The organism is Lactobacillus selangorensis (genome assembly GCF_001437205.1).
Lineage (GTDB): Bacteria > Bacillota > Bacilli > Lactobacillales > Lactobacillaceae > Paralactobacillus > Paralactobacillus selangorensis.
In genome coordinates this window covers 148,027-169,098 of record NZ_JQAZ01000003.1, presented here as the reverse complement: position 1 = coordinate 169,098, position 21,072 = coordinate 148,027, and the positions used below count along the sequence as shown (strand labels likewise).

Sequence of the window (21,072 nt, the reverse complement as noted above, 5' to 3'; positions counted from 1 at the left end):
TTCACCTACCACGTTCCTATTATTTCAACCATCCGCCATCGACATATAAAGTTTGTCCTGTTAAATAACTCGCACGTGGATCCAGCAGTGCCAGTACCCAGTAAGCAATTTCCTGCGGCGCCGCAAAGTGGCCGGCCGGAATTGTGGCCTGAATAGCCGCTTGGGCCGCCCCATCAAACTGAGCATTCATCTGTGTTGCTACAGCACCTGGTGCAATCACATTGACAGTGATGCCTAATGAAGCCACCTCTTGGGCATAGGCATTGGCAAAAGCCGTTTGGGCCCCTTTGACAGTGCTATACGCTACTTCCATTGCACTGCCTCGTCCGCCGTAAACCGAACCGACAAAAACAATTCGGCCATGGTGGCTGCGAGCTAGTTTCTCCTGCAGGCCCTGCACTAGCAGTAAGGGCGATTTGACATGAATCTGCCACAACTGTTCCAGCTGTTCGGCTGACAATTCCTGAAACAAACCGTAGAAAGTGATGCCGGCCGCAAAAACGACTGCATCGACACTGAATAACTGGGTCTGCAGTTGCGCCACACTTGCTTCATCGGTTAAATCAGCCTGGACTGGCAGAAAATCCTGGTCCGGATATTGCGCATGTAAATCCGTACTTAATGCCTGAATCCGCTGCTGGTTATGGTTGTAATGGAGATCGAGCGACCAGCCGGCCGCCGCCAATTCCTTGGCCGTCGCTGTTCCGATATCACCGGATGCTCCGATAATCAAAGCTGTTCCAATCATGCTGTCGTCGTATCCTTTGGAAGAATATGAAAGACGCTCAGCGCATCGAGGTCGATATAATGAGCCGCAGTGTGCTTGATATCATCCAATGTCAGACTGTCCAAAATCGGAAGCACCTCAAATAAATTGGCATCGCCAAAATTGGTGTCCGTAAACTGATTGGCCACTGCTTCAAGCGAATTCCACGATTGCAAATATTTGCCAATCGTGCCCCGTTCGACATGCTGCAGATGCGAATTAGTCAGTTCAGGACTATCCGGATAATGTTCCAGAATATCAATGATTGCATCTGAAAATTCTTGCGCATTATTGGCATCGCCGCTGATTGTCGCAAAATTGAAGGACCGGTCGACATCAATTTCATAACCGAATGAATCGTCAATCGTACCGGCATCATACAGGCGCGTGTAATTCTTCGATGATGATCCAAACAGCATCTGGAATAACAGGTTCAACGCCAATTCATCCTTCAGTCCGTTTTCATCTTCCGGAAAGCGATGCAGCCCTTTCAAACCGACAATACTCTTCGGCCGCTGCACAGACATTTCCAAGACGCGATATGGCAGAATATCGCTGCCGTCTTCTGCTTCAGTCGGATAAAAACGCTGAATTGGTGCTGCCTGCGGAAATTCTTTAGCTTCCTGATTGGCACGAATCCACCCCATCATTTCATCTGGAACCAATTTGCCAGTCACAAATAAATCCATGTTGCTGGGATTGTAAAAAGTATTATAAGCCGTATAGAGCTCATCAGGCGTGATGGCCTGAATCGAGTCGACGGTCCCGGCAATATCCAGCCGCACTGGATGCTGCGGATATAAATTGGCTAAAATGCCTGAGAACAACTGCCAATTGGGATCATCCTCATACATCTGGATTTCTTGAGCGATGATGCCCTTTTCCTTATTGACCGACTGCTCCGTGAAGTACGGTTCCTGAACGAAGTCGAGCAGCGTCTCTAAATTCTGTTTGACATGGTCGGTACATGAAAATAAATAACTGGTGCGGGTATAACTGGTAAATGCGTTCGAATCGGCGCCATACTTGCCAAAGGTTTCAAAGACATCATGATCCTTCTGGTCAAACATTTTGTGTTCGAGAAAATGAGCAATCCCATCCGGAACGTGAACTGGTTTATCTGTGCCGATCGGAACGAATTCATTATCGATCGAACCATAATGAGTCGTAAACATGGCATAAGTTTTGTGATACCCCTTGCGTGGCAGCAAATGGACCTGCAGCCCGTTCGCTAAAGTTTCCGAATACAGGGTTTCACCCAGTCGGGCATAAATTTGTTTCTCCATGTTAGTTGGCCTCGCCTTCCAAGAAGTAAATGGCTTGCAAACGGATCGTCTGGGCGCGTTCCTGGACTTGCTGGGCCGTCACTTGTAAAATTCCTTTTTCAAATGTATGCGCATCGATTACCGCTTCAGGCACCAATGTCTTGTAAAAAGCCTGTGATGTCAAATAACGGGGACTATCCAACGCCGAATTATAATGATTGATCAAGTCGGCTTGCGTCTGCTGCAACAAAGCAGCCGCAAAGTGGCCCGTCTGCAAATCATGCAGTTGGTCCTTGATGATTGCCAAAACCTGCTCTTTATTCTGGGCATCAATACCGCACTGAACGGTCATCAACCCCCGAAAGGCATCAATGTTGCTGGATGCATAATAAGCCAGACTGGCCTTTTCACGAACATTGGCAAATAACAGCGACAACGGATTGCCGCCGAACATCCCATTTGTGACCAATAATTCATAATAATGCGGGCCATAGAAATAGTCCTCAATTTGATAGGCCAAATCGAGTTTGCTCTGGACAATTTCCTGCTTTTTCGTTTGTTCCTGAACGTCCGGAACCAGCGGCTGCTGATAAAACAATTTCACATCCGGCAATGGCCGTGCTTCCAATGGAAAAGCGGCGAAATCCGGCACAACTTCAGCTTCATCGATGTCGCCTAAGACGCTGATTTCGATTCGATCGTGTGCCAAGAGGTGCTGGTAATAATCCCATAAACTAGCCGGATCGATTTGCGCCAGATCATCCAGCGACCCGTAGCCGGTAACCTGCTGATCCGAATCCGCATCAAAGTAAAGTTTATCGAGTTGAATAGCAGCATAGCTTTGTTTATCATCGACAATCGAACGCAAGTAATTCGCCATATTGTCCCGTTCACGGTTAAACGTCGTGGCATCAAAGGCCCCTTCGAGTGCATGCGGATGGAACAGGATGCGGCGTAAAAAGTCGATCCCAGTTTTCAGTAAATGCGGTTCGCCATGCAAGTAGCGGTCATTAACCAAATTTAATTCGACCGACAAAATGTGCGCATTGCCTTCTTTAAACGCACCGATATTAAACGATGCGCCGTACATTTCTTGTAATTTAGCCGCTAAATCGGCTTGAGTCGGGTAATCGGCACTATTGGCTTCCAAAATACTGGCCAGCAGCGACCGCTGTGTCGCAGTTGCTCGTTCCAAAGGTGCAATGAAGCGAATCACAACCCGAATCGTTTTGAATTGTTTTGTCGGAATCAGATTTAAATAGATTCCATCGGCCAATGTTTTTCGCACAAAAAGGCCCCCCAATCATTTCTCATTTCAAAGTTTGTTTTTCTATTTAATATTTCCGAAAATGTCAATTGTAAAAATCGTTACACAATAAGTATCATACCAGAAAAGGCAAGTAGACAAAAGCAGTCATAATGACTTGAACGGCATAAATCTCAAGCAAACCCTTTTTGGCGCTCCTGCTGCTTTAATTAAAATTTACATAAAAAGACGAAACCACAAGCTGATTTCGTCTTTCGTTAAATTACATGTCGTCCGGCGGATTCTGATCGTCATTCTGTTTGGGATGGACAAACACCTGACGAGGTTTGCTGCCGTTTGCCGGTCCCACAACGCCGCGATTCTCCATCTCATCAACCAGTCGTGCAGCCCGATTATAACCGATTCGGAAGCGCCGCTGCAGCATCGACACACTGGCCTTCTGCTGTTCAGCGACCCATTCGACGGCATCTTGATAATATTCGTCCTCATCGGCAGCGCCGTTATCGTCGTCACCAGTGGCCTCGTCATTGTCACTTGGCAGCATCTCATCATCATATTGCGCTGGCTGTTCCTGCTGAACGTAGCTGACGACTCGTTCGACATCTTCGGCGGAGATATACGCCCCTTGAATTCGTTCAGGGCTATTCATGCCCATCGGCCGATAGAGCATATCGCCCCGACCGAGCAGTTTTTCCGCCCCGACTTGGTCGATAATCGTCCGTGAATCGATCCCGCTGGAGACCGCAAAGGCAATCCGTGACGGAATATTGGCTTTAATCAGCCCCGTAACAACATCAACAGAGGGCCGCTGTGTCGCGACAATCATATGAATTCCAGCGGCACGCGCCATCTGTGCTAAACGCACAATTGCTGCTTCCACTTCATTGCCGGCGACCATCATCAAATCAGATAATTCATCGACAACGACGACAATGTAGGGCATTTTTTCCATAGCGGCGTTATTCGGATCGGCGTTATTTTCGTCAACCTTTTGATTATATTCCGCCATGTTGCGGGTGCTTGACGCCGCAAACCGTTTGTAACGCCGCTCCATTTCCTGAACAACTTTGTTCAGCGCACTCGCCGCTTTTTTCGACTCAGTGACAACCGGTGTCAGCAAATGTGGCACGCCGTTATAAATACTCAGTTCGACCATTTTCGGATCGATCAGCATCAGTTTAACTTGATCCGGCCGAGCCTGCATCAGCAGACTCGTGATGATTCCGTTAATAGCAACGGATTTCCCACTCCCCGTCGATCCGGCAATCAGCAGATGCGGCATCTTAGCCAGATTGCACATGATTACTTTGCCGGAAATGTCTTTGCCCAGCGGCACTGATAACAATTTACCTTGATGATCCGGTTCATGTTCGATCACATCCCGAAATGAAACCGTCGAGACTTGTTTGTTCGGCACTTCGATTCCAATCAGCGATTTGCCAGGAATCGGTGCTTCGATACGGATATCTTTGGCGGCCAATGCTAAGGCTAAATCATCCGATAAATGGACGATCTTGCTGACTTTGACTCCGACCGCCGGCTGAATTTCATAACGTGTCACCGTCGGCCCCAAGCTGGCACTTTTCACCTTGACATCAACACCAAAACTATCAAAAGTCTGTTTTAAGATTTTACGATTCTTGTCAATGGCCTGGTATTCGTCGCTTTGATCGACTGGTGGAACGGCCGTTAACAGATCGACGCTTGGCAGCTTGTAATTAGGATTGACCGGCGGCACCGTTTTAGTCGGCGGCTCTTCAGTTGCTTCAATCGGATCCGGAATATTCGCTTGTTGCGGCGGATTCGTCGGTGCTGTCGTTTCTGCCTGCGTATGATGAATCTCAAAGGCGTCGCTATCAGCTGGTGCAGCACTGGTCGTCTCACTTGGTGCTTCCGACGCTTCCTGAGCGGCCTGTTTTGCCGCTTGCGCTGCCTCAGATTGGGCCCGCAATTGTTCTTCAAACGGATCTTCGTCATCATCATCCGCCTGCAGGGCCGCCCAAAAACGTTTGACTTGGACTGTGCTCCATGCCGCCACTGCTTTGAAAAAGGCAACAAGCATGCGGAAAAAATGCCGTATGCCTTGTGCGCAGCGATTCAAAAATGCAATCACCGTTGCAAATGGAACGTTGGCAAAAACCAAGCCACCGCTGATCATAATCGCAAGCGCCAGCAGATCGGTTCCCAGCGGCGCCAGCAAGAAATAGCTGAAACTGTAGCCCAATGCTCCGATTAAGCCGCCGCCGACTGAACTAGCGACATTCGCCCTTTGAAAATCAGCCAGCAAGGTTCGCCAAGTGATCGCCACAAAGTTAGCGTGAATATTCAGACTATTAAAATGAATGGCATCAATTAAAATCAGCAAGCCAAAATAGGCGAGCGCAAAACCACCAGCTCGCTGCCAATTTAATTCAGGGGCATCCCCCTCAATCAATAAATAAAAACCTAATAACCCAAATAAAATAACGAGGATCAAATAGGTATCCCCAACAAATACCCGAAACAAGTTGGCAAACATCATCCCTAAAAAGCCAAGGTGAAATAAAGCCAGCACGCTCGCCACTACAAAGACGAGCCCAATCACATTTAAAGTCAGATCGGATTGTTTCTTTCTACGGGTGGATTTGCGTTTCGACGCACGTCGTTGTGCCATGCAAAGCCCTCCTTTAATTCATAGCCTTATTATACACAAACGAATGTTCCTTTTTAAGACCAGAGTGTGAGAAAAGATGGTTTGACGTCGGAGGCTTAGTCGGCCTGTGACGGCGAAGCCTGGCTCTTTAGGCTTCAAGGAACAGGTCACTAAACGACGGCGGCAATCTTTTTGAACACATTTAGACCAGAGTGTGAGAAAAGATGGTTTGACGCCGGAGGCTTACAATTCCCACACAAAAAGGCCGTTTCCTACGGAAACGGCCTTCCTTCAGATCAGTCTAAATTATTGATTGTCTTTTTGATTGCCGGAAGCTTCAAATTCCAGCTGGTACCCCTTGTCGAGGGCAACGGCTGTAACTTGATACGTCAAAGTTTCAATGTATTCGATCAGCGGACGGGATAATTTTTCCAAATCATCAGGACTGATTTCATTGGCCTGGCCAAAATAATCCAGCGTCTGAACAACACGTGTGATCTTGCCAGAAACACGGAATCCGGCCTGTGGTGGAATGACGTCAAACGGCACCATAATTTCGAACATGTTGCCGCTCTTCAATTCGTCTTTGCGAGCCGGATCGCTGGGTTCGACTTGGCGCATGGCGACTTGCACATTTTGATTCGTGTCTGTCTTCGGGTCGACCATATCAAAATGAAATTGTTCGACGATGATGGGATATTTTTTTGTTTCCATAATAAATGCCCTCCGTTATTGATCTTGATGCATTGCAGCCTTCAGAGCAGCCGCTAACGGACTCTCCTCAGCCGCTTCCTGTGCATCGGGACTGTACTTCTGCAAAAGTTTTTTCTCTTCATGTTTATTCATGCGTTTCGAATGCTTCTTATCCTGCGGTTTCTCAGTAAAGCCACAGTGCTGGCACTTGAAGTACTCGCCGTTCGCACCCTTTAATAATACCATTTTGTGATGGCACTGCGGACAGCGATGGTTCGTCACTTTTGGATCTTTGCGGCGGCGATAATCACAATCAGGATTGCTGCAGACGTAAAACGTGCCTTGCCGGGTCTGTTTTTCCCGAAGCCGGCTCCCGCATTGCGGACATTTTTTCTGCGTCAAGTTGGGATCCTTGTAAGTCTTCTTGCTGCCTTTAATTTCCTTGACTAGCCGAACCGTGTTATCCCGCATCGTCGCAATAAAGGTCTTGGGCGCCAAATCGCCCTGTTCAATCGACTTGAGGTCGGCTTCCCACTGCGCCGTCAGTTTCGGACTGACTAGACTGGGATTGACCAAATCCAGCAGCTGGGTGCCCTTCGGCGTGACACTTAATTCATTCGATTGGCGTTTCATCAGGCCGGAGGACACTAATTTTTCGAGAATATCAGCACGTGTTGCCGGCGTTCCCAGCCCGTATTTTTCCATCTGGGCCAGCAAAGTGGCTTCCGTCAGACGCTTCGGCGGCTTAGTTGTCTGTTGCTTCAAAACGGCTTGGCCCTTGACTGAAGCCCCCTGTTTCAAAGTCAGCGGCGCCGTTTTCTGGTCGTCTTTAAATCCCGGTTCGAGCACCTGATGATAAGTGAACGTAAAAGTAAACTGGCCACCCTGAAGCGTGACCTTGCTCCGTTTTTCGACATGGTCTTCTTTAAAGAGCAGCAGGAACTGGTCGACAATCAAGCGATAAATCTTCAGCTCGTCGTTATCAAGCTGATTCAGCTGGCCCCGTTCTTCGGTCGGAATCAAGCCATAATGATCGCCGACTTTACTATTATTGAAAACTTGTGTCTGAATGACCGGCTGCTTTTGAGCCGCCCATTTTTTAGCTTCAGGCGAATAACCGCTGATGGCATTCAACCGTTCAGTCATCGTTGCCTTCAAATCCGTCGTCAAGTAACGTGAATCCGTACGGGGATAAGTGACTAACTTATACCGTTCATATAAACGCTGCAATAGATTCAGCGTTTCTTTGGCAGAAAAATGATACCGTTCATTGGCCACCTGCTGTAATGCCGTTAAATCGTAAGGCAGCGGTGCTTTTTCATGTTTCGTTTTGACATCGATTGCAGTGACTTTAAAGTCGGTACGATTGACCTGGGCCGCCATCTTTTGGGCCGCATCCGCCGATAAGTGCTTATTCGGCTGCAAAGCTGCCGTCCCATAAGGGGTCTGCAGCTGCAGCGTTTGATAAGTCTGCGGTTTAAAATGGTTGATAGCCTGCTCACGTTCGGCCACAAACGCCAGTGTCGGCGTCTGGACCCGACCGGCCGACAGGCTATCGTGATATTTAACGGTCAAGGCCCGGCTGACGTTCAAACCAATCAGCCAATCGGCCTCAGAGCGAGCCATAGCGGCCTGGTAAAGGTGTTCGTAGTTCTGATCCGGCTGCAAGGCCGCAAAACCGGCTTTGATGGCCTTATCGGTTTGCGAAGAAATCCAGAGCCGCTTCAAGGGTTTCTTGAAGTCAATGTAATCGAAAATAAACCGGGCGACCAGCTCGCCTTCACGGCCAGCATCGGTGGCAATCACGGCTTGATTCACATCTTTGCGGCGGGCTAATTGTTTAATAGCCTTCAGCTGGGCGCCCGTTTTCGGCAGCGGCGTGATTTCAAATTTAGTCGGCAGCATCGGCAGTGTTTCGAAGGTCCACTTCTGCCACTGCGGATGGTACTGCTCCGGCATTTTCAGTCCCAACAGATGCCCCAGTGCCCACGTAACGATGTAATTTTTGCCTTCATAATAATGTGCTGTTTTCTGGTCAGCCTGCAGGACCCGGGCCAATTCCTTGGCAACGCTGGGCTTTTCAGCTAACACAAGTGTTTTGGACATGCAGTTGTTCCTTTCTATTTCAATTTATCGTGTTCGTAAGTGTGACTCTTTTCCAAGCCGGCGAAGCCTTGCTGACGCACTGCCTCATAGATCACAATCGCAGCCGAATTCGATAAATTCAATGCCCGGACTTTGTCGGTCATTGGAATCCGCAGGCAGTTGTCCCGGTATTTGCGTTCGAACGGTTCCGGCACGCCCGTCGTTTCCTTGCCGAACAGGAAATAATAATCATGGTCAGTTTGGCTCAAATCGGCGTCGCTGTAGACTTGTTCCGAAAACTTGGTGATAATTTTGAGGTCATTGATATCCGGCAGACTGTTCATAAACTCCTGCAGGTTGTCGTGGACGGTGAGGTTGACATTCTTCCAATAATCCAGCCCAGCCCGTTTCAAATGCTTATCATCGATTTCAAAGCCTAATGGTTTAATCAGATGCAGGTGTGTGCCGGTTGCAGCACAGGTTCGTGCAATATTGCCGGTATTGGCAGGCATCAACGGTTCAAATAAAACAATATGATTGGTCATTTCAGACACTTCTTTCAATTTCATTTTCTTTAGTATAACGTATTTCTCCTTGAAATGAAGGCACAAAAAAACGCACGGCCTCGGTGTCAATTCACGGCGAGATCGTACGTTAAGAAGGTTTCCTATCATCGTCTTTTATCAGAAACAGACCTAATCAATCTGATAAAAAAGAATGAAAAAATTCCTTGCAAATAATATAACACCGAAATGTCATTTGTGCAACCTAATTTGACGGGCTTGAATTAACGCCCTTTGAGAGCGGCTTTTCACCACGCAATAAGGTGACATCGATTGTGATCTGCTGCAGCGGATCGGCACGTAAAGCGGCCAGCTTATCCGGCGCCGCCTGCCAAGTTAACGGCGTCATCGCCAATAAGTCCTCAAACGTTGTGGCATTGAGGTCAAAGATGTAGCGAATGCGCTGCTGCTGACGGATGCGGACATGCTGAGCAAACAAATCAACAACACGATTATTCTGATAATTTTCTTTCGCTTGGCCAGCATACAAACGAGTGCGTAATTCATGGAGATAATCCAGATTCGGAACAATTTTCAGTAACTGGCCGCCCGGTTTCAGCACCCGGTCGAATTCGGCGTATTGCGACGGTGAAAAGATATCCAGCAAGGTATCGAAACTGTCATGATTGAACGGCAAATTAGCCAGATCGGCGACACAGAAAAAAACATTGGTCGGCTGCTGCGTGGCTAAATTGATGCCTGGCTTAGAAATATCGAACCCGACATAATGGGCCGGCACTTGCTGCGCCAGCCGGCTGGTGGTACTGCCTTCGCCGCAGCCGACATCAAGAATATTGGTTGCTGGCTGCAAAGAAGCGGCGATTGCCTGCAGAAACGGGTCAAAAAAACCGGCTTGAATGATATTGCGGCGGTGCGCCAGCATCTGCGCATCGTATTCTGTTTTAACGTGTTTCTTTAAAAAGTAGAGGGTGCCTTTTCGGGACAAATCAAACCGATGCCCCTGCGGACAGACAATCCCCAGTTCATTGACCGCCACAAACGGTTCGTGGCACAACGGACACTCGAATAAATCCAAATGATTCTGCAAAAACTGCTGGGCAGCGATAATTTTTTTCACCGTTTTCCTCCTATAGAAATGTTTTATATTCCGTGACTCCCTGCAAAAGTGTAGACTGAAGACAGCAATTCGAATCTCGCACAATAAGGAGCGCATCATGTTAGAAATCTATCATTACGATGATAACAAGCACCAAATCAGAACACAAGCCAAAATCACGCCGGGCAGCTGGCTCAATGTCGTCGACCCGACCGACGCCGAGATCAAACAGCTCAAAGGCCATCAGATTCCGGAAGACTTTATCTACTATGGACTCGACAAAGATGAAAGTGCCCGAGTCGAAAAAGACCCCGATTTGCCGGCTGTGCTTGTGATTTTCGACGTGCCCGTCCTCAATAAAAATAACAATGATTCCGTTCAGAAATACGTTTATCAAACGGCCCCATTGGGAATCATCATTACCCCGCAGCTGATTGTGACCATCAGCCGCCAGCCGCATTATTTCTTAGGCCTCTTCAGCGACAACCAGATTCCCGATTTTCGGCCTGATAACCAAGCCGCTGCCCTCTTGCGCATCCTCTATCAAATCACCTCAATCTACCTGCAGTACCTCCGTGAATTGAATAAGACCCGTGAAAGTCTTGAATCGGCTTTGCAGAAGTCCCTGCGAAATGAAGAATTATACCGGTTGATGGGGATTCAGCGCAGCTTAGTTTATTTTCTCCTCTCCTTGCAGACGGATCGCATCGTATTGGACGGGCTGAAACGAAATCCGCCGCTCGAACTGACTAAAGACGACCAAGACCTTCTCAACGATATCTTAATCGAAAATCAGCAGGGCTCCGAAATGGCGCAAATCTCTAATTCCATTATCAACGAAACGGCCGATACCTATTCGTCCATCATCAATAACAATATGAACGGTGTGATGAAGTTTCTGACGTCTTATTCAATCATTTTGACGATTCCGACGTTAGTGTTCAGTTTTTATGGCATGAACGTTGCGTTGCCATTAGCCAAGTATCCGCTCAGTTGGATCATTACCCTGATTATTTCGTTAATCATCGCCGTTTTCCTGATTTTCTACTTCTGGCGGAAGAAATACTTCTAAAAACACGAACAATATTAAAATATAAATTCTTAAATATTCGTAATTTGTGTTGACGAATCACAAATGCTTTGTTATGATAATTAACGGATCATCGCGGATGAATTTGCGATGAATGTTCGTATTTTGATCATAAGGAGTCTGTTTCGCCATGCAAATTTTTGATTATGAAGATATCCAGTTAATCCCGAATAAATGTATCGTCAAGAGTCGTTCTGAAGTCGATACGAGTGTCAAATTCGGCCCCCGTACCTTTAAGATTCCGGTTGTGCCAGCTAATATGCAGACCGTCATTGATGAACCGCTGGCCCTGCATCTGGCCCAAAATGGTTATTTCTACATCATGCATCGCTTCGAACCCGAAAAGCGGCTCGACTTCGTCAAAAAAATGCATGCCGCCGGGCAATATGCCTCGATCAGCATCGGGGTCAAGCAAGGCGAATACGAATTTGTGCGGCAATTAGTCAAAGCCCATGCCATTCCCGAATATATCACCATTGATATCGCCCATGGTCATGCCCAAACGGTGATCGATATGATTCATTTCCTGAAACATCAATTGCCGAACACTTTCATTATTGCTGGCAACGTCGGGACCCCTACCGCCGTTCGTGATCTCGAAAATGCCGGCGCCGATGCCACTAAGGTCGGAATCGGACCTGGCAAAGCCTGCATCACCAAGATCAAAACCGGTTTTGGGACCGGCGGCTGGCAGTTAGCGGCTGTGCGCTGGTGTGCCAAGGCGGCCCGCAAACCAATCATTGCCGATGGCGGCATCCGGACCCATGGCGATATCGCCAAGTCGATTCGTTTCGGCGCTTCGATGGTTATGATTGGCTCCCTTTTCGCTGGTCATCTCGAATCGCCTGGCAAGACTGTCGAAAAAGATGGGCAGACGTATAAAGAATATTTTGGTTCTGCTTCTGAATTTCAAAAAGGCAATCGCAATAACGTTGAAGGCAAAAAGATGCTGATTCCGATGCGGGGCCCGATTAAAGGCACTTTAACCGCCATGCAACAGGATTTACAGTCGGCAATTTCCTATGCCGGCGGCCGTGATTTAGCTTCATTACGGAAAGTCGATTACGTTGTCGTCAAAAATTCAATCTTTAATGGCGATCAATTTTGACCTTTGTTGGTTTTAGAATTGCGGGACGCGCCAATCTATGATATATTAGTATAGATATTTCACTTGCTGAGAAAAGATTTTGCAACACATTACAACGACTTTTCATTTCAAAATCAAAGGAGCGTTTCTGTTTTATGGCAAAGAAGTCAAAGATTGCTAAAGAAAAGAAGATCGAAGCAACCATCGCAAAGTACGCACCATTACGTGCCCAATACAAGAAGGAACATAACTACGCCGGTTTACAATCATTACCACGCAATGCTTCCCCTGTTCGTGCACACAACCGTGACCAAATCGATGGCCGTCCGCATGCATACATGCGTAAATTCGGGGTTTCCCGTCTGAAGTTCCGTGAATTGGCTCACAAGGGTCAAATTCCTGGGGTTCACAAGGCAAGCTGGTAGAAAAATCTGCAACTTCGTTCTTTCGTGTGAAAACTGGTCGACGGTCAATTGATTGTCAGGTTTTCAGCACATGCAAAAAGCGCCTTTTCTAGAAAGGCGCTTTTTTTGTATATCTAATTGCTAAATCCATGTAAAAAGCGGACGCTTACGAGTCCGCTTTTTTGATAGTCGGTTTTGTTGGGACCGTCTTTTCTTCTTCATATAAACCGGAAACTTGCTTGAACCAATGAAAACCATACGTACAGAAGATTTTCAGAATGGCGAACAATGGGATACCCAGGATCATGCCGACAATCCCGAACATATTGCCGGTAATCAGCAGGACTAAAATCGTGGTCACCGGATACATATCCATCGAATTGCCCAAAACCAGCGGCGAGACGACCTGTCCCTCCAGCATCTGTTCGATTGCAAAGACAGCGATAACCTTCAAGAGCATGATTGGCGAAATAAAAGCGGCAATCACAAGTGCCGGCAGCATCGCCAAAAACGAGCCTAAATAAGGAATCAGATTCATGATGCCGGCTAACAATCCCAGTGTCAGCGCATATTTCATCCCGACGACCCAGAACCCGAACATGAACATCAAAGCCACGCACAGGGCAACGGTCAACTGTCCCCGAATGTACTGTGAAATCTGCTGATTGATTTCCGTCAGCATTTCATGAGTCGTGGAACGCGTCTTCGTCGGCAGAAAATGAACGACGAAGTGTGAAAAGCGATGCCCATCCTTAAGCATAAAGAATAAGAGGAACGGCGCCGTTGCAAAAGCAATCACCACATTGGTGACGACTCCGACGGCGGTCCCAATTCCGCCGAGTGTACTTTCGACAAACGAATTGATGCGGGTCGTGATCGTCTTCCCCGTCCCTTGGGTGAACGTATCGAATTGTTTCTTCAATGAATCGAGATCGTAATGACCAAGCCACTGATTGAGATTTTTCTGGATACCCTCCCAGTACTGCGGCCAGGTTTTTGCCAGTTCCTGGAGCTGATTTTCAACGGCTGGAATCAGTGTTGCCAATCCCCAGACGATCAAGCCCAACAAAGCAATGAAAATCAGGGCAATCGTCACCCAGCGTTTCCAGTACCAATGTTTTTCGACCCAATCGACCAGCGGATTGAGCACATAATACAGGACAGCGGCAATAATAACCGGCAGCTCGACTGCATTGACGGCATCCGTCAGCGGTGTGAAAATCCACGCCACCTTTTTAATCAGAAATAAGACAATCAGTACCAATAATGTATTTAACAGGACGATCGTCAGTTTATTATTGAGAAACCATTTGAAGAACCACGAAAACGGACTTGATTTTGACTGTTTTTCGATTGCAATCCCTCCTAGTCAAGATGCGTATATGTGATCTTATCATCGACTTGCAAGGTTGGCAAGGGACCGGCACCTAAATAAATCCCGTTTTGCAGCGCCTGATCGGATTCGATCGGGGCAGCTTGGAAAACGAGGGTCGCATGGCCGATTGATTCCAAGTTAGCATTGACCAAACTACCCATCCAAACAATCGGATAGACCTGCCCTTTCAACGTCAGCTGATCACCAACCTGCAGCTGCACGTTTTTTTCGCTATCACCGTCAAACTGCTGAATCACAGCGACCTCTTTCAAAGCGGCAGTGGCCGAATTGTCAAATAAAATAATCAATGGTGCCTCGCCGCTGAAAGCTTGTGGGCCTACAGCGGTCACCCGACTCGTAATTTCTGTCATGATTCAAATTCCTCCTCTGAATGTGATCCGATTGATCTATTGCCTATTGTACCATATCAGGAATTAGCGCTTACATTTCAATCCGCTTTCTGCTATACTCGAACAGATGATTCACTTTTAGAAGGGAAGTTTTAGAGCGATGCAAGAAGAATTCTTGATCGGAGGTTACACACGCCAAACCAGCAAAGGCATCTACAAAGCCAGCTTGGATACGGAGCGTGGCCAGCTCAGCCAACCGCAGCCGTATGTGCATGTTGATAATCCTACTTATTTAGCTGTTTCAGCGCAGAAAAATCTATACACGATCGCTCAAAAAGGCGATCAGGGCGGTGTTGCTTCCTATCGGATGGAACCAACCCCAAGTCTTTTGAATGACGTCATGGGTGCCGGTTCGCCGCCTGCTTATGTCAGTCTGGATGAAGCTCGTCAGCTCGTCTATGCGGCCAATTATCATACTGGCCAAGTGCTCGTCTATCAAATCGAAGACGACGGCCGTCTGAAGCTGGCCGATATTGTCCAGCACACCGGCAAAGGCCCGAAGCCTGAACAGGATGCGGCTCACGTTCATTATGCCGACCTAACGCCTGAAAACCGCCTGGTCGTTTGCGACTTAGGCATGGATGAAGTCACGACTTACGACGTCGACGCCCATGGTCAGCTGACTTTAGTCGCTACTTATCAGACCGAACCCGGATTTGGACCCCGCCACATCGCCTTCAATCCGCAAGATTCATCGATCGCCTATCTCATCGGTGAATTAGCCAGCCAATTATCGGTTTTGAAGTATGATCCGCAAACGGCCAGTTTTACACACTTGCAGACGATTTCTTTGATTCCGGACGATTGGACGACTTATAACGGCAGCGCCGCCGTCCGTGTCTCAAGCGACGGCTGCTTCGTGTATGCCTCCAACCGGGGCCACAATTCAATCGTCACTTTAAAAGTAGCTGACGATCGGCAGCGTGTCCGTATAATTCAGCGCATCAGTACTGAAGGCGACTTTCCACGTGACTTCAATCTCGATCCAACTGAGAAGTATGTCGTAGCCGCCAACCAGAAATCAGACAATTTGACCCTCTATCGCCGTAATCCCGAAACTGGGATGCTGACCATGATTCAGAAAGATGTTCCGGATCCGGAAGGTACTTGTGTCTACTTCTTAGCCTAAATTTTGCTTTTGAAACGCATGCCGCTGGGTGTGCGTTTTTTTGCGCCCAAGTTTCCCTGCACATACCGCTTCATTTTTTCTGAAAATTTGCACCAGCCCGACCGCCGCCATACGCCCCTTTCTTAAACATTTCTGAAGAATCGCTATTTTATCGCTATTTGTCTGAAAATTTACTATACTTAGAAATGAAATCATTTCAAAAAGGGGTTGTTTTCTTGTGGCGAATATCATCAAAGCCATTGTATTAGGTATCATCGAGGGGATTACTGAATGGCTGCCGATCAGTTCCACCGGCCATTTAGTCTTGGCCGGCAGCGTCTTGAACATGGCCGAATCCAAAGATTATATGGACATGTTCAACTACGTCATTCAATTAGGCGCCATTTTGGCCGTCTGTGTCCTCTATTTCCATAAGTTAAATCCATTCTCGCCACGCAAATCAAAGCTGCAGCAGAAGCAGACGTGGTCCTTATGGGGCAAGGTCATCATCGCTGTCATTCCGTCCGTCATCATCGGACTGCCGCTGAATGATTGGATGGATACCCATCTGATGAACAATTACGTGGTCGCCAGCATGCTGATTTTATATGGTATCTTATTCATTATCGTCGAAAATCATAATGATAAACTGTCGCCTCGTTATACCGACCTGAATACATTACCAATCAAAATTACCTTCATCATCGGCTGCTTTCAGGCCCTCTCAATCGTGCCAGGGACTTCTCGTTCTGGAGCCACAATCTTAGGTGCGATTATCATTGGCTGCTCACGGTATGTCGCCACAGAATTTTCCTTCTTCATGGCGATTCCGACGATGTTCGGGGTCAGCATCCTCAAAATCGGCGGTTATTTCTTAAAAGGGAAAACCTTCACCGGCGATCAGCTTTCAATTTTGATTATCGGGATGGTCGTTTCCTTCGTTGTTTCAATCATCGCCATCAAGTTCTTGATGAAGTACATCCAGAACCACGATTTCAAAGTCTTCGGCTGGTACCGAATCATCCTTGGGATTCTTGTGCTGGCAATGATGTTCTTCTAATCCCAAAAAGTGTAACCACGTTTAGAAAATAGAATTTAGCGACGACCTTCTGCAATTTGCTTGTGGAAGGTCGTTTTTTTGCGTATCATAAGTTTAATCAGATTTATTTACGGGAGGTTTTGAAATGATTATTAAAGAAGCAGCTGTTGAAAATTTTACCAACGTTCCGAAAGCTTTGGCTAAAGGTGTCCAACGCATCGAACTGAACGATAACCTTGCTGTCGGCGGAACGACGCCCAGCAAAGGGGTGATTGCCGAAACAACTCGTTATGTCCATGAAAAAGGTGCCTCAGTCATGGTCATGATTCGGCCCCGTGGCGGCAACTTTATTTACAATGATACCGAAATCAAAATCATGGAAGCCGACATTTTTGAAGCACAGGCACAAGGCGCTGACGGGATCGTCGTCGGTGCACTGACTCCTGATGGTTTGGTCGATGAAGATGCCATGCGTGAATTTATTGGTGCCGCTGGCGGCATGGAAGTCGTCTTCCACATGGCTTTCGATGCCATTCCGGCTGACAAACAAGCTGGTGCTATTAACTGGTTGATTGAACACCATGTCGACCGGATTTTGACGCATGGCGCCCCCTTGTCAGAACCCTTAAACGTCGAGCGACTCAAGGAATTTATCACCGCAGCAGACGGGAAGATTACAATCTTGCCAGGCGGCGGAGTTACCGATGAAAATGTGACCCACATTACCAATGAGCTTGGTGTTTCTGAGGCTCATGGCACTAAGATTGTCGGCGATTTAACGAAATAATCAAAAAGGCATGCCGTAAGTCCCTTTTTGCACAAAAATAGCTTCTTAAATGCAAAATTTTTGCATTTAAGAAGCTATTTTCATTTAAGTTGTAAAACGTGCTGCATATCTGCTGGCAAAGGTGCTTCAAAGGTCAGCTTTTCATGTGTAAACGGATCGCTGAATTTTAAAAACGAAGCATGGAGCGCCTGACGCTGAATCAAGTCCATGGGGCCGCCATAAAGTTCATCGCCTAGCAATGGGTGCCCCGCAACGGCAAAATGCACCCGAATCTGATGGGTCCGGCCCGTATATAGTTTGACATCAGCGAGTGTCCATTTATCAGTCGTTTCACGGCACCAATATTCGGTATGCGCCGGTTTTCCATCGGCACGAACCTCTCGCTGCGGCGTCGTGCCGACCCGTCCAATTGGGCCGGTAAAATTGCCATGCTGCGGCGTAACGCGACCGGATGCAATTGCAATGTAGCGTTTATCCAGCTGGTGCCCTTCGACAGCTGGCGCAATCAGACTTTGAGCGAGCCGGTTTTTGGCAATCAGAACGACTCCCGAAGTAAACCGGTCGAGCCGCAAAATAATGTGCGGCCGCAAATCATCGGCCTGTTCAGCGAGCAAGTGGCCTTTGACCCGGTTGACGAGCGTGTCGGTCGAATTGGTTGGCCCAGGAATCGTCGTCAATCCAGCTGGTTTATCGACCACCAGCCAGTTCTGATCTTCAAACAGAATGTTCAGCGGCGCTGTACTGACGGCCACAGCCGGATCGGCCGGTTCCGCATCCAGCCGCACCGTCACCTGATCTCCCTGCTTGAGCTCAGTCGCAGTTGTCGCCAATTTGCCATTGACGAGAAACTGTCCCGCCCCCTTCTTCATGGCTGAGATGAGGCGGTGACTCAAGCCGCAGTCAATCAAAAAGCGTTTGACCTTAAGCGGTGCCGTCGTTGTTTTTGTCCATGTGTATTCCATTTTCATTCCTCCGCAACTCAGACCAGACTTGTTTCAAATCAGCCGGCAAAGGACTCTCAAGCCGCAAATCAGTCTGCGAAAACGGCTGTTCAAACGCCAGCCGCCAGCAATGCAAAGCTTGCCGTTTTAACCCATAACCAAGCGGGCCGCCATATAATGAATCGCCAAGCAGCGGGTGCCCGATCGAAGCAAAATGTGCGCGAATCTGATGGGTCCGACCCGTATGCAGCTGGACTTCAACGACCGCCGCATCGGCAAAATTCTCCAGCACGGTATACTCTGTCCACGCCTTTTTACCGTTAGGATCAACCACTCGCCGCATATAAAATTCTGGTGACGGCGCAAGCGGCGCTTTGATATTGCCATGCTGCGGCTGACCGATAAAATTGTGGCTGACAATCGCCAGATAGGTCTTCTGCACTGTGTGCTGGTGCAATTCTTTATCAACACGTGCATGCGCCCAGCTGCTTTTAGCAAACAGCATCAGGCCGCTTGTATCCCGATCCAAACGAGTCACAATATGCACCGCATCGCTTTCGGCGTGTTCATGCTCCAAATAATAACGGACCCGATTGGCCATCGTATCGTCCGGATGATTAGCCGCTGGCAGCGACGCCACATACGGCGGTTTATCGACGACTAAATATTCATCATCTTCATAAGCAACTGTGACCGGCTGTTTTGAGGGCCGCACTGAAACGGCGGCTTGTTCCGGTGCGGTGAACACCGTCACCAAGTCGCCCCGATGCAGAATAAATTGCACATGCCGCTGATGATGCCCGACAAAAATCATTCCGCCGGCAAATTTCATGCGTGCCAGCTGCCGCTTGGAAATCCCATTTTGGGTTAAAAATCGTTTCAGCGGTTCCGGTTCTTTGGCTTCGAAACGCCACTGGTATTTCATTTTTCGTCCGTATCGGAACTGATAAAGGCCCCTTTGACACGATTCCAGAAATGAGTATGCCGATAACGGGCAAATTGGATTTTTTCATCGGCAATTCGATATCGAATCTGCACAATCGGCCGGTCATTGGTCGAAAACTGATCGACGGTCATGACATAATCATCGGCAATGGCCGGTTTTAAAGTAATCCATTCCGTCTTGGGAATGACAATCGGAGACGACAATGTTCGGAAGACCCGGTTGTTGATCGACGCAATTTCCGTTAGTTGGAGTGCCTCTAAGCTGGGATGCAAAACGGCCCCGCCGATCGACTTGCTGTAAGCCGTCGAACCAGTCGGCGTGCTGATACACAGCCCATCGCCCCGAAAGCTTTCGAAGAAGTTGTCTTTAATGTAGACATCCGTTCGTAAAGTAGCTGCCAACCGTTTCAGCGTCGATTCATTTAGAGATAGAAAGTGGCCGTGTTCGGTGGTATCGGCATAGGTCACTTCGACATCCAGCAATGGATACTTGACGCTTTCGCCAGAATCCTGCTTAAGCGCAGTGACCAGATCGCCGATTTCGTAATCCCGCCAATCGGTATAGAATCCCAAGTGACCGGTGTGAACCCCGATGAAGCGGACATGATCTAATTGAGCCGAATAACGATGAAAGGCACTCAAAAGGGTCCCGTCGCCACCAACCGTAATGACGATATCGGGATGAAAATCATTGATTTCAAACCCGGCATCCAGAATTTCCTGCCGTAAAAACCGAGTCGTTCGCTGCGACTGAGCACTTTCATTATTAAAGATCGCGATTCTCATGCTGATCCCCCTCTTGATGTTCCGTTTCATCCTGATGCTGACCGGCCTGTTTTTTCTGATCATCAGTCAGCTTCTGCCCACGTCCATACGAGAATAAATGCTGGGCTTCCTGAATTTCTTCCCGAATATCCGACATTTCGGTATCGAGCATAAAGGAAGCTTTGGCCGCCCGTTTTAAACGTTCATTTAATTCCTCAGGAAATTCCCCCTGATACTTGTAATTCAAAGAATGTTCAATCGTTGCCCAAAAATTCATCGCCAAAGTGCGGATTTGAATTTCGGCTAAGATTTTCTTTTCACCATGGATCATTTGAACCGGATATTCGATCACCACATGATACGAACGATAGCCGCTCGGCTTCACATTCGTGATGTAATCCCGTTCCTCAATAATTTTCATATCGGTCCGCTGGTGCAGCAGATCGACGACATCATAAATGTCTTCCACAAATTGACACATGATCCGCAGACCGGCGATATCCTGCATATCTTGTTCCAATAATTCGGGTGAGATATAGCGCCGGTGCATTTTTTCAATAATGCTATCTTTGGGCTTGACCCGGCCGGTCACGAATTCGATCGGCGAATGTTCGCTCGCCTGCAAGTATTGCTTACGCATGCCGCGCAGCTTGATCTTTAATTCATTGACCGCCTGCTGATAAGGCATAAAAAAGGTTTCCCAATCTAGATCCATGTTTGCGCTTCTCCTTTTATGATCCATACACGATTATTCTATGCTTCTATTATAGAAGACATTCGCATTTTATCTTAG

At 47.8% G+C, this 21,072-nt stretch carries 20 protein-coding genes; 6 read left to right on the top strand and 14 right to left on the bottom strand.

The features are described from left to right. Positions 1 to 19: 19 nt before the first annotated feature. From ymfI to IV40_RS05670, 8 genes are all read right to left on the bottom strand, one after another. Entirely contained in the window at positions 20 to 748 is a 729-nt protein-coding gene (ymfI, locus tag IV40_RS05705; protein ID WP_057769417.1) for an elongation factor P 5-aminopentanone reductase, read from the bottom strand. Further along, positions 745 to 2,052 (bottom strand): EF-P 5-aminopentanol modification-associated protein YfmH, encoded by a 1,308-nt coding sequence (gene yfmH / locus IV40_RS05700; protein ID WP_057769416.1) that lies wholly within the window; start codon positions 2,050 to 2,052, stop codon positions 745 to 747. The genes ymfI and yfmH overlap by 4 nt, the downstream gene beginning before the upstream one ends. Position 2,053: 1 nt before the next feature. After that, complete coding sequence (gene yfmF, locus IV40_RS05695; RefSeq protein WP_057769415.1) at positions 2,054 to 3,319, bottom strand: EF-P 5-aminopentanol modification-associated protein YfmF; 1,266 nt, start codon at positions 3,317 to 3,319, stop codon at positions 2,054 to 2,056. Between the two features lie 241 nt (positions 3,320 to 3,560). Continuing rightward, entirely contained in the window at positions 3,561 to 5,951 is a 2,391-nt protein-coding gene (locus IV40_RS05690; protein WP_057769414.1) for a DNA translocase FtsK, read from the bottom strand. Between the two features lie 285 nt (positions 5,952 to 6,236). Further along, positions 6,237 to 6,644: a DUF1149 family protein gene (locus IV40_RS05685; protein WP_057769413.1), complete on the bottom strand. Its 408-nt coding sequence runs from the start codon at positions 6,642 to 6,644 to the stop codon at positions 6,237 to 6,239. A gap of 15 nt (positions 6,645 to 6,659) precedes the next feature. After that, positions 6,660 to 8,729, bottom strand: coding sequence for a DNA topoisomerase 3 (locus IV40_RS05680; protein WP_057769412.1), 2,070 nt, complete (start codon positions 8,727 to 8,729; stop codon positions 6,660 to 6,662). A 14-nt stretch (positions 8,730 to 8,743) separates the two neighbouring features. Beyond that, positions 8,744 to 9,253 carry a tRNA (uridine(34)/cytosine(34)/5-carboxymethylaminomethyluridine(34)-2'-O)-methyltransferase TrmL gene (gene trmL, locus IV40_RS05675; protein WP_057769484.1) on the bottom strand — a complete coding sequence of 170 codons (510 nt, stop codon included), beginning with the start codon at positions 9,251 to 9,253 and terminating at the stop codon, positions 8,744 to 8,746. Between the two features lie 223 nt (positions 9,254 to 9,476). Further along, positions 9,477 to 10,349, bottom strand: a complete 873-nt coding sequence (locus IV40_RS05670) for a methyltransferase domain-containing protein (protein WP_057769411.1) — start codon at positions 10,347 to 10,349, stop codon at positions 9,477 to 9,479. A 97-nt stretch (positions 10,350 to 10,446) separates the two neighbouring features. Between IV40_RS05670 and IV40_RS05665 the strand changes: the two genes are divergently transcribed. The 3 genes from IV40_RS05665 to rpsN all read left to right on the top strand — a co-directional run bounded on the left by IV40_RS05665 (position 10,447) and on the right by rpsN (position 12,930). Continuing rightward, a complete protein-coding gene (locus IV40_RS05665; protein ID WP_057769410.1) occupies positions 10,447 to 11,400 on the top strand; it encodes a magnesium transporter CorA family protein in 954 nt (317 codons plus the stop codon). 148 nt (positions 11,401 to 11,548) lie between these two features. Then, entirely contained in the window at positions 11,549 to 12,526 is a 978-nt protein-coding gene (gene guaC, locus IV40_RS05660) for a GMP reductase (protein WP_057769409.1), read from the top strand. Positions 12,527 to 12,660: 134 nt separating this feature from the next. Continuing rightward, on the top strand, positions 12,661 to 12,930 hold the full coding sequence (rpsN, locus tag IV40_RS05655; RefSeq protein WP_057769408.1) for a 30S ribosomal protein S14: 270 nt from the start codon (positions 12,661 to 12,663) through the stop codon (positions 12,928 to 12,930). A gap of 145 nt (positions 12,931 to 13,075) precedes the next feature. Here rpsN and IV40_RS05650 read toward each other — a convergent pair whose 3' ends face one another. After that, positions 13,076 to 14,263, bottom strand: a complete 1,188-nt coding sequence (locus tag IV40_RS05650; protein WP_269082195.1) for an AI-2E family transporter — start codon at positions 14,261 to 14,263, stop codon at positions 13,076 to 13,078. A gap of 11 nt (positions 14,264 to 14,274) precedes the next feature. Further along, entirely contained in the window at positions 14,275 to 14,655 is a 381-nt protein-coding gene (locus IV40_RS05645) for a PTS glucitol/sorbitol transporter subunit IIA (RefSeq protein ID WP_057769406.1), read from the bottom strand. Positions 14,656 to 14,794: 139 nt separating this feature from the next. On the opposite strand from IV40_RS05645, the gene IV40_RS05640 reads away from it, so the two are divergent. From IV40_RS05640 to IV40_RS05625, 3 genes are all read left to right on the top strand, one after another. Next, positions 14,795 to 15,823, top strand: coding sequence for a lactonase family protein (locus tag IV40_RS05640; protein ID WP_057769405.1), 1,029 nt, complete (start codon positions 14,795 to 14,797; stop codon positions 15,821 to 15,823). A 217-nt stretch (positions 15,824 to 16,040) separates the two neighbouring features. Continuing rightward, entirely contained in the window at positions 16,041 to 16,862 is an 822-nt protein-coding gene (locus IV40_RS05630; RefSeq protein ID WP_057769403.1) for an undecaprenyl-diphosphate phosphatase, read from the top strand. 127 nt (positions 16,863 to 16,989) lie between these two features. After that, positions 16,990 to 17,628, top strand: a complete 639-nt coding sequence (locus IV40_RS05625; protein WP_082617929.1) for a copper homeostasis protein CutC — start codon at positions 16,990 to 16,992, stop codon at positions 17,626 to 17,628. 80 nt (positions 17,629 to 17,708) lie between these two features. Here IV40_RS05625 and IV40_RS05620 read toward each other — a convergent pair whose 3' ends face one another. From IV40_RS05620 to yjbM, 4 genes are read right to left on the bottom strand one after another with little or no spacing between them, the layout of a single operon-like run. After that, positions 17,709 to 18,590, bottom strand: coding sequence for an RluA family pseudouridine synthase (locus IV40_RS05620; RefSeq protein WP_057769401.1), 882 nt, complete (start codon positions 18,588 to 18,590; stop codon positions 17,709 to 17,711). Then, the gene (locus IV40_RS05615; protein ID WP_082617926.1) at positions 18,550 to 19,494 is read right to left on the bottom strand and encodes an RluA family pseudouridine synthase; all 945 of its coding nucleotides are present in this window, start codon (positions 19,492 to 19,494) and stop codon (positions 18,550 to 18,552) included. The genes IV40_RS05620 and IV40_RS05615 overlap by 41 nt, the downstream gene beginning before the upstream one ends. Beyond that, positions 19,491 to 20,300 carry an NAD kinase gene (locus tag IV40_RS05610; protein ID WP_057769400.1) on the bottom strand — a complete coding sequence of 270 codons (810 nt, stop codon included), beginning with the start codon at positions 20,298 to 20,300 and terminating at the stop codon, positions 19,491 to 19,493. The genes IV40_RS05615 and IV40_RS05610 overlap by 4 nt, the downstream gene beginning before the upstream one ends. Further along, positions 20,281 to 20,994, bottom strand: coding sequence for a GTP diphosphokinase (gene yjbM / locus IV40_RS05605; RefSeq protein WP_057769399.1), 714 nt, complete (start codon positions 20,992 to 20,994; stop codon positions 20,281 to 20,283). Before yjbM ends, IV40_RS05610 begins: the two co-directional genes overlap by 20 nt. Between the last annotated feature and the right edge of the window lie 78 nt (positions 20,995 to 21,072).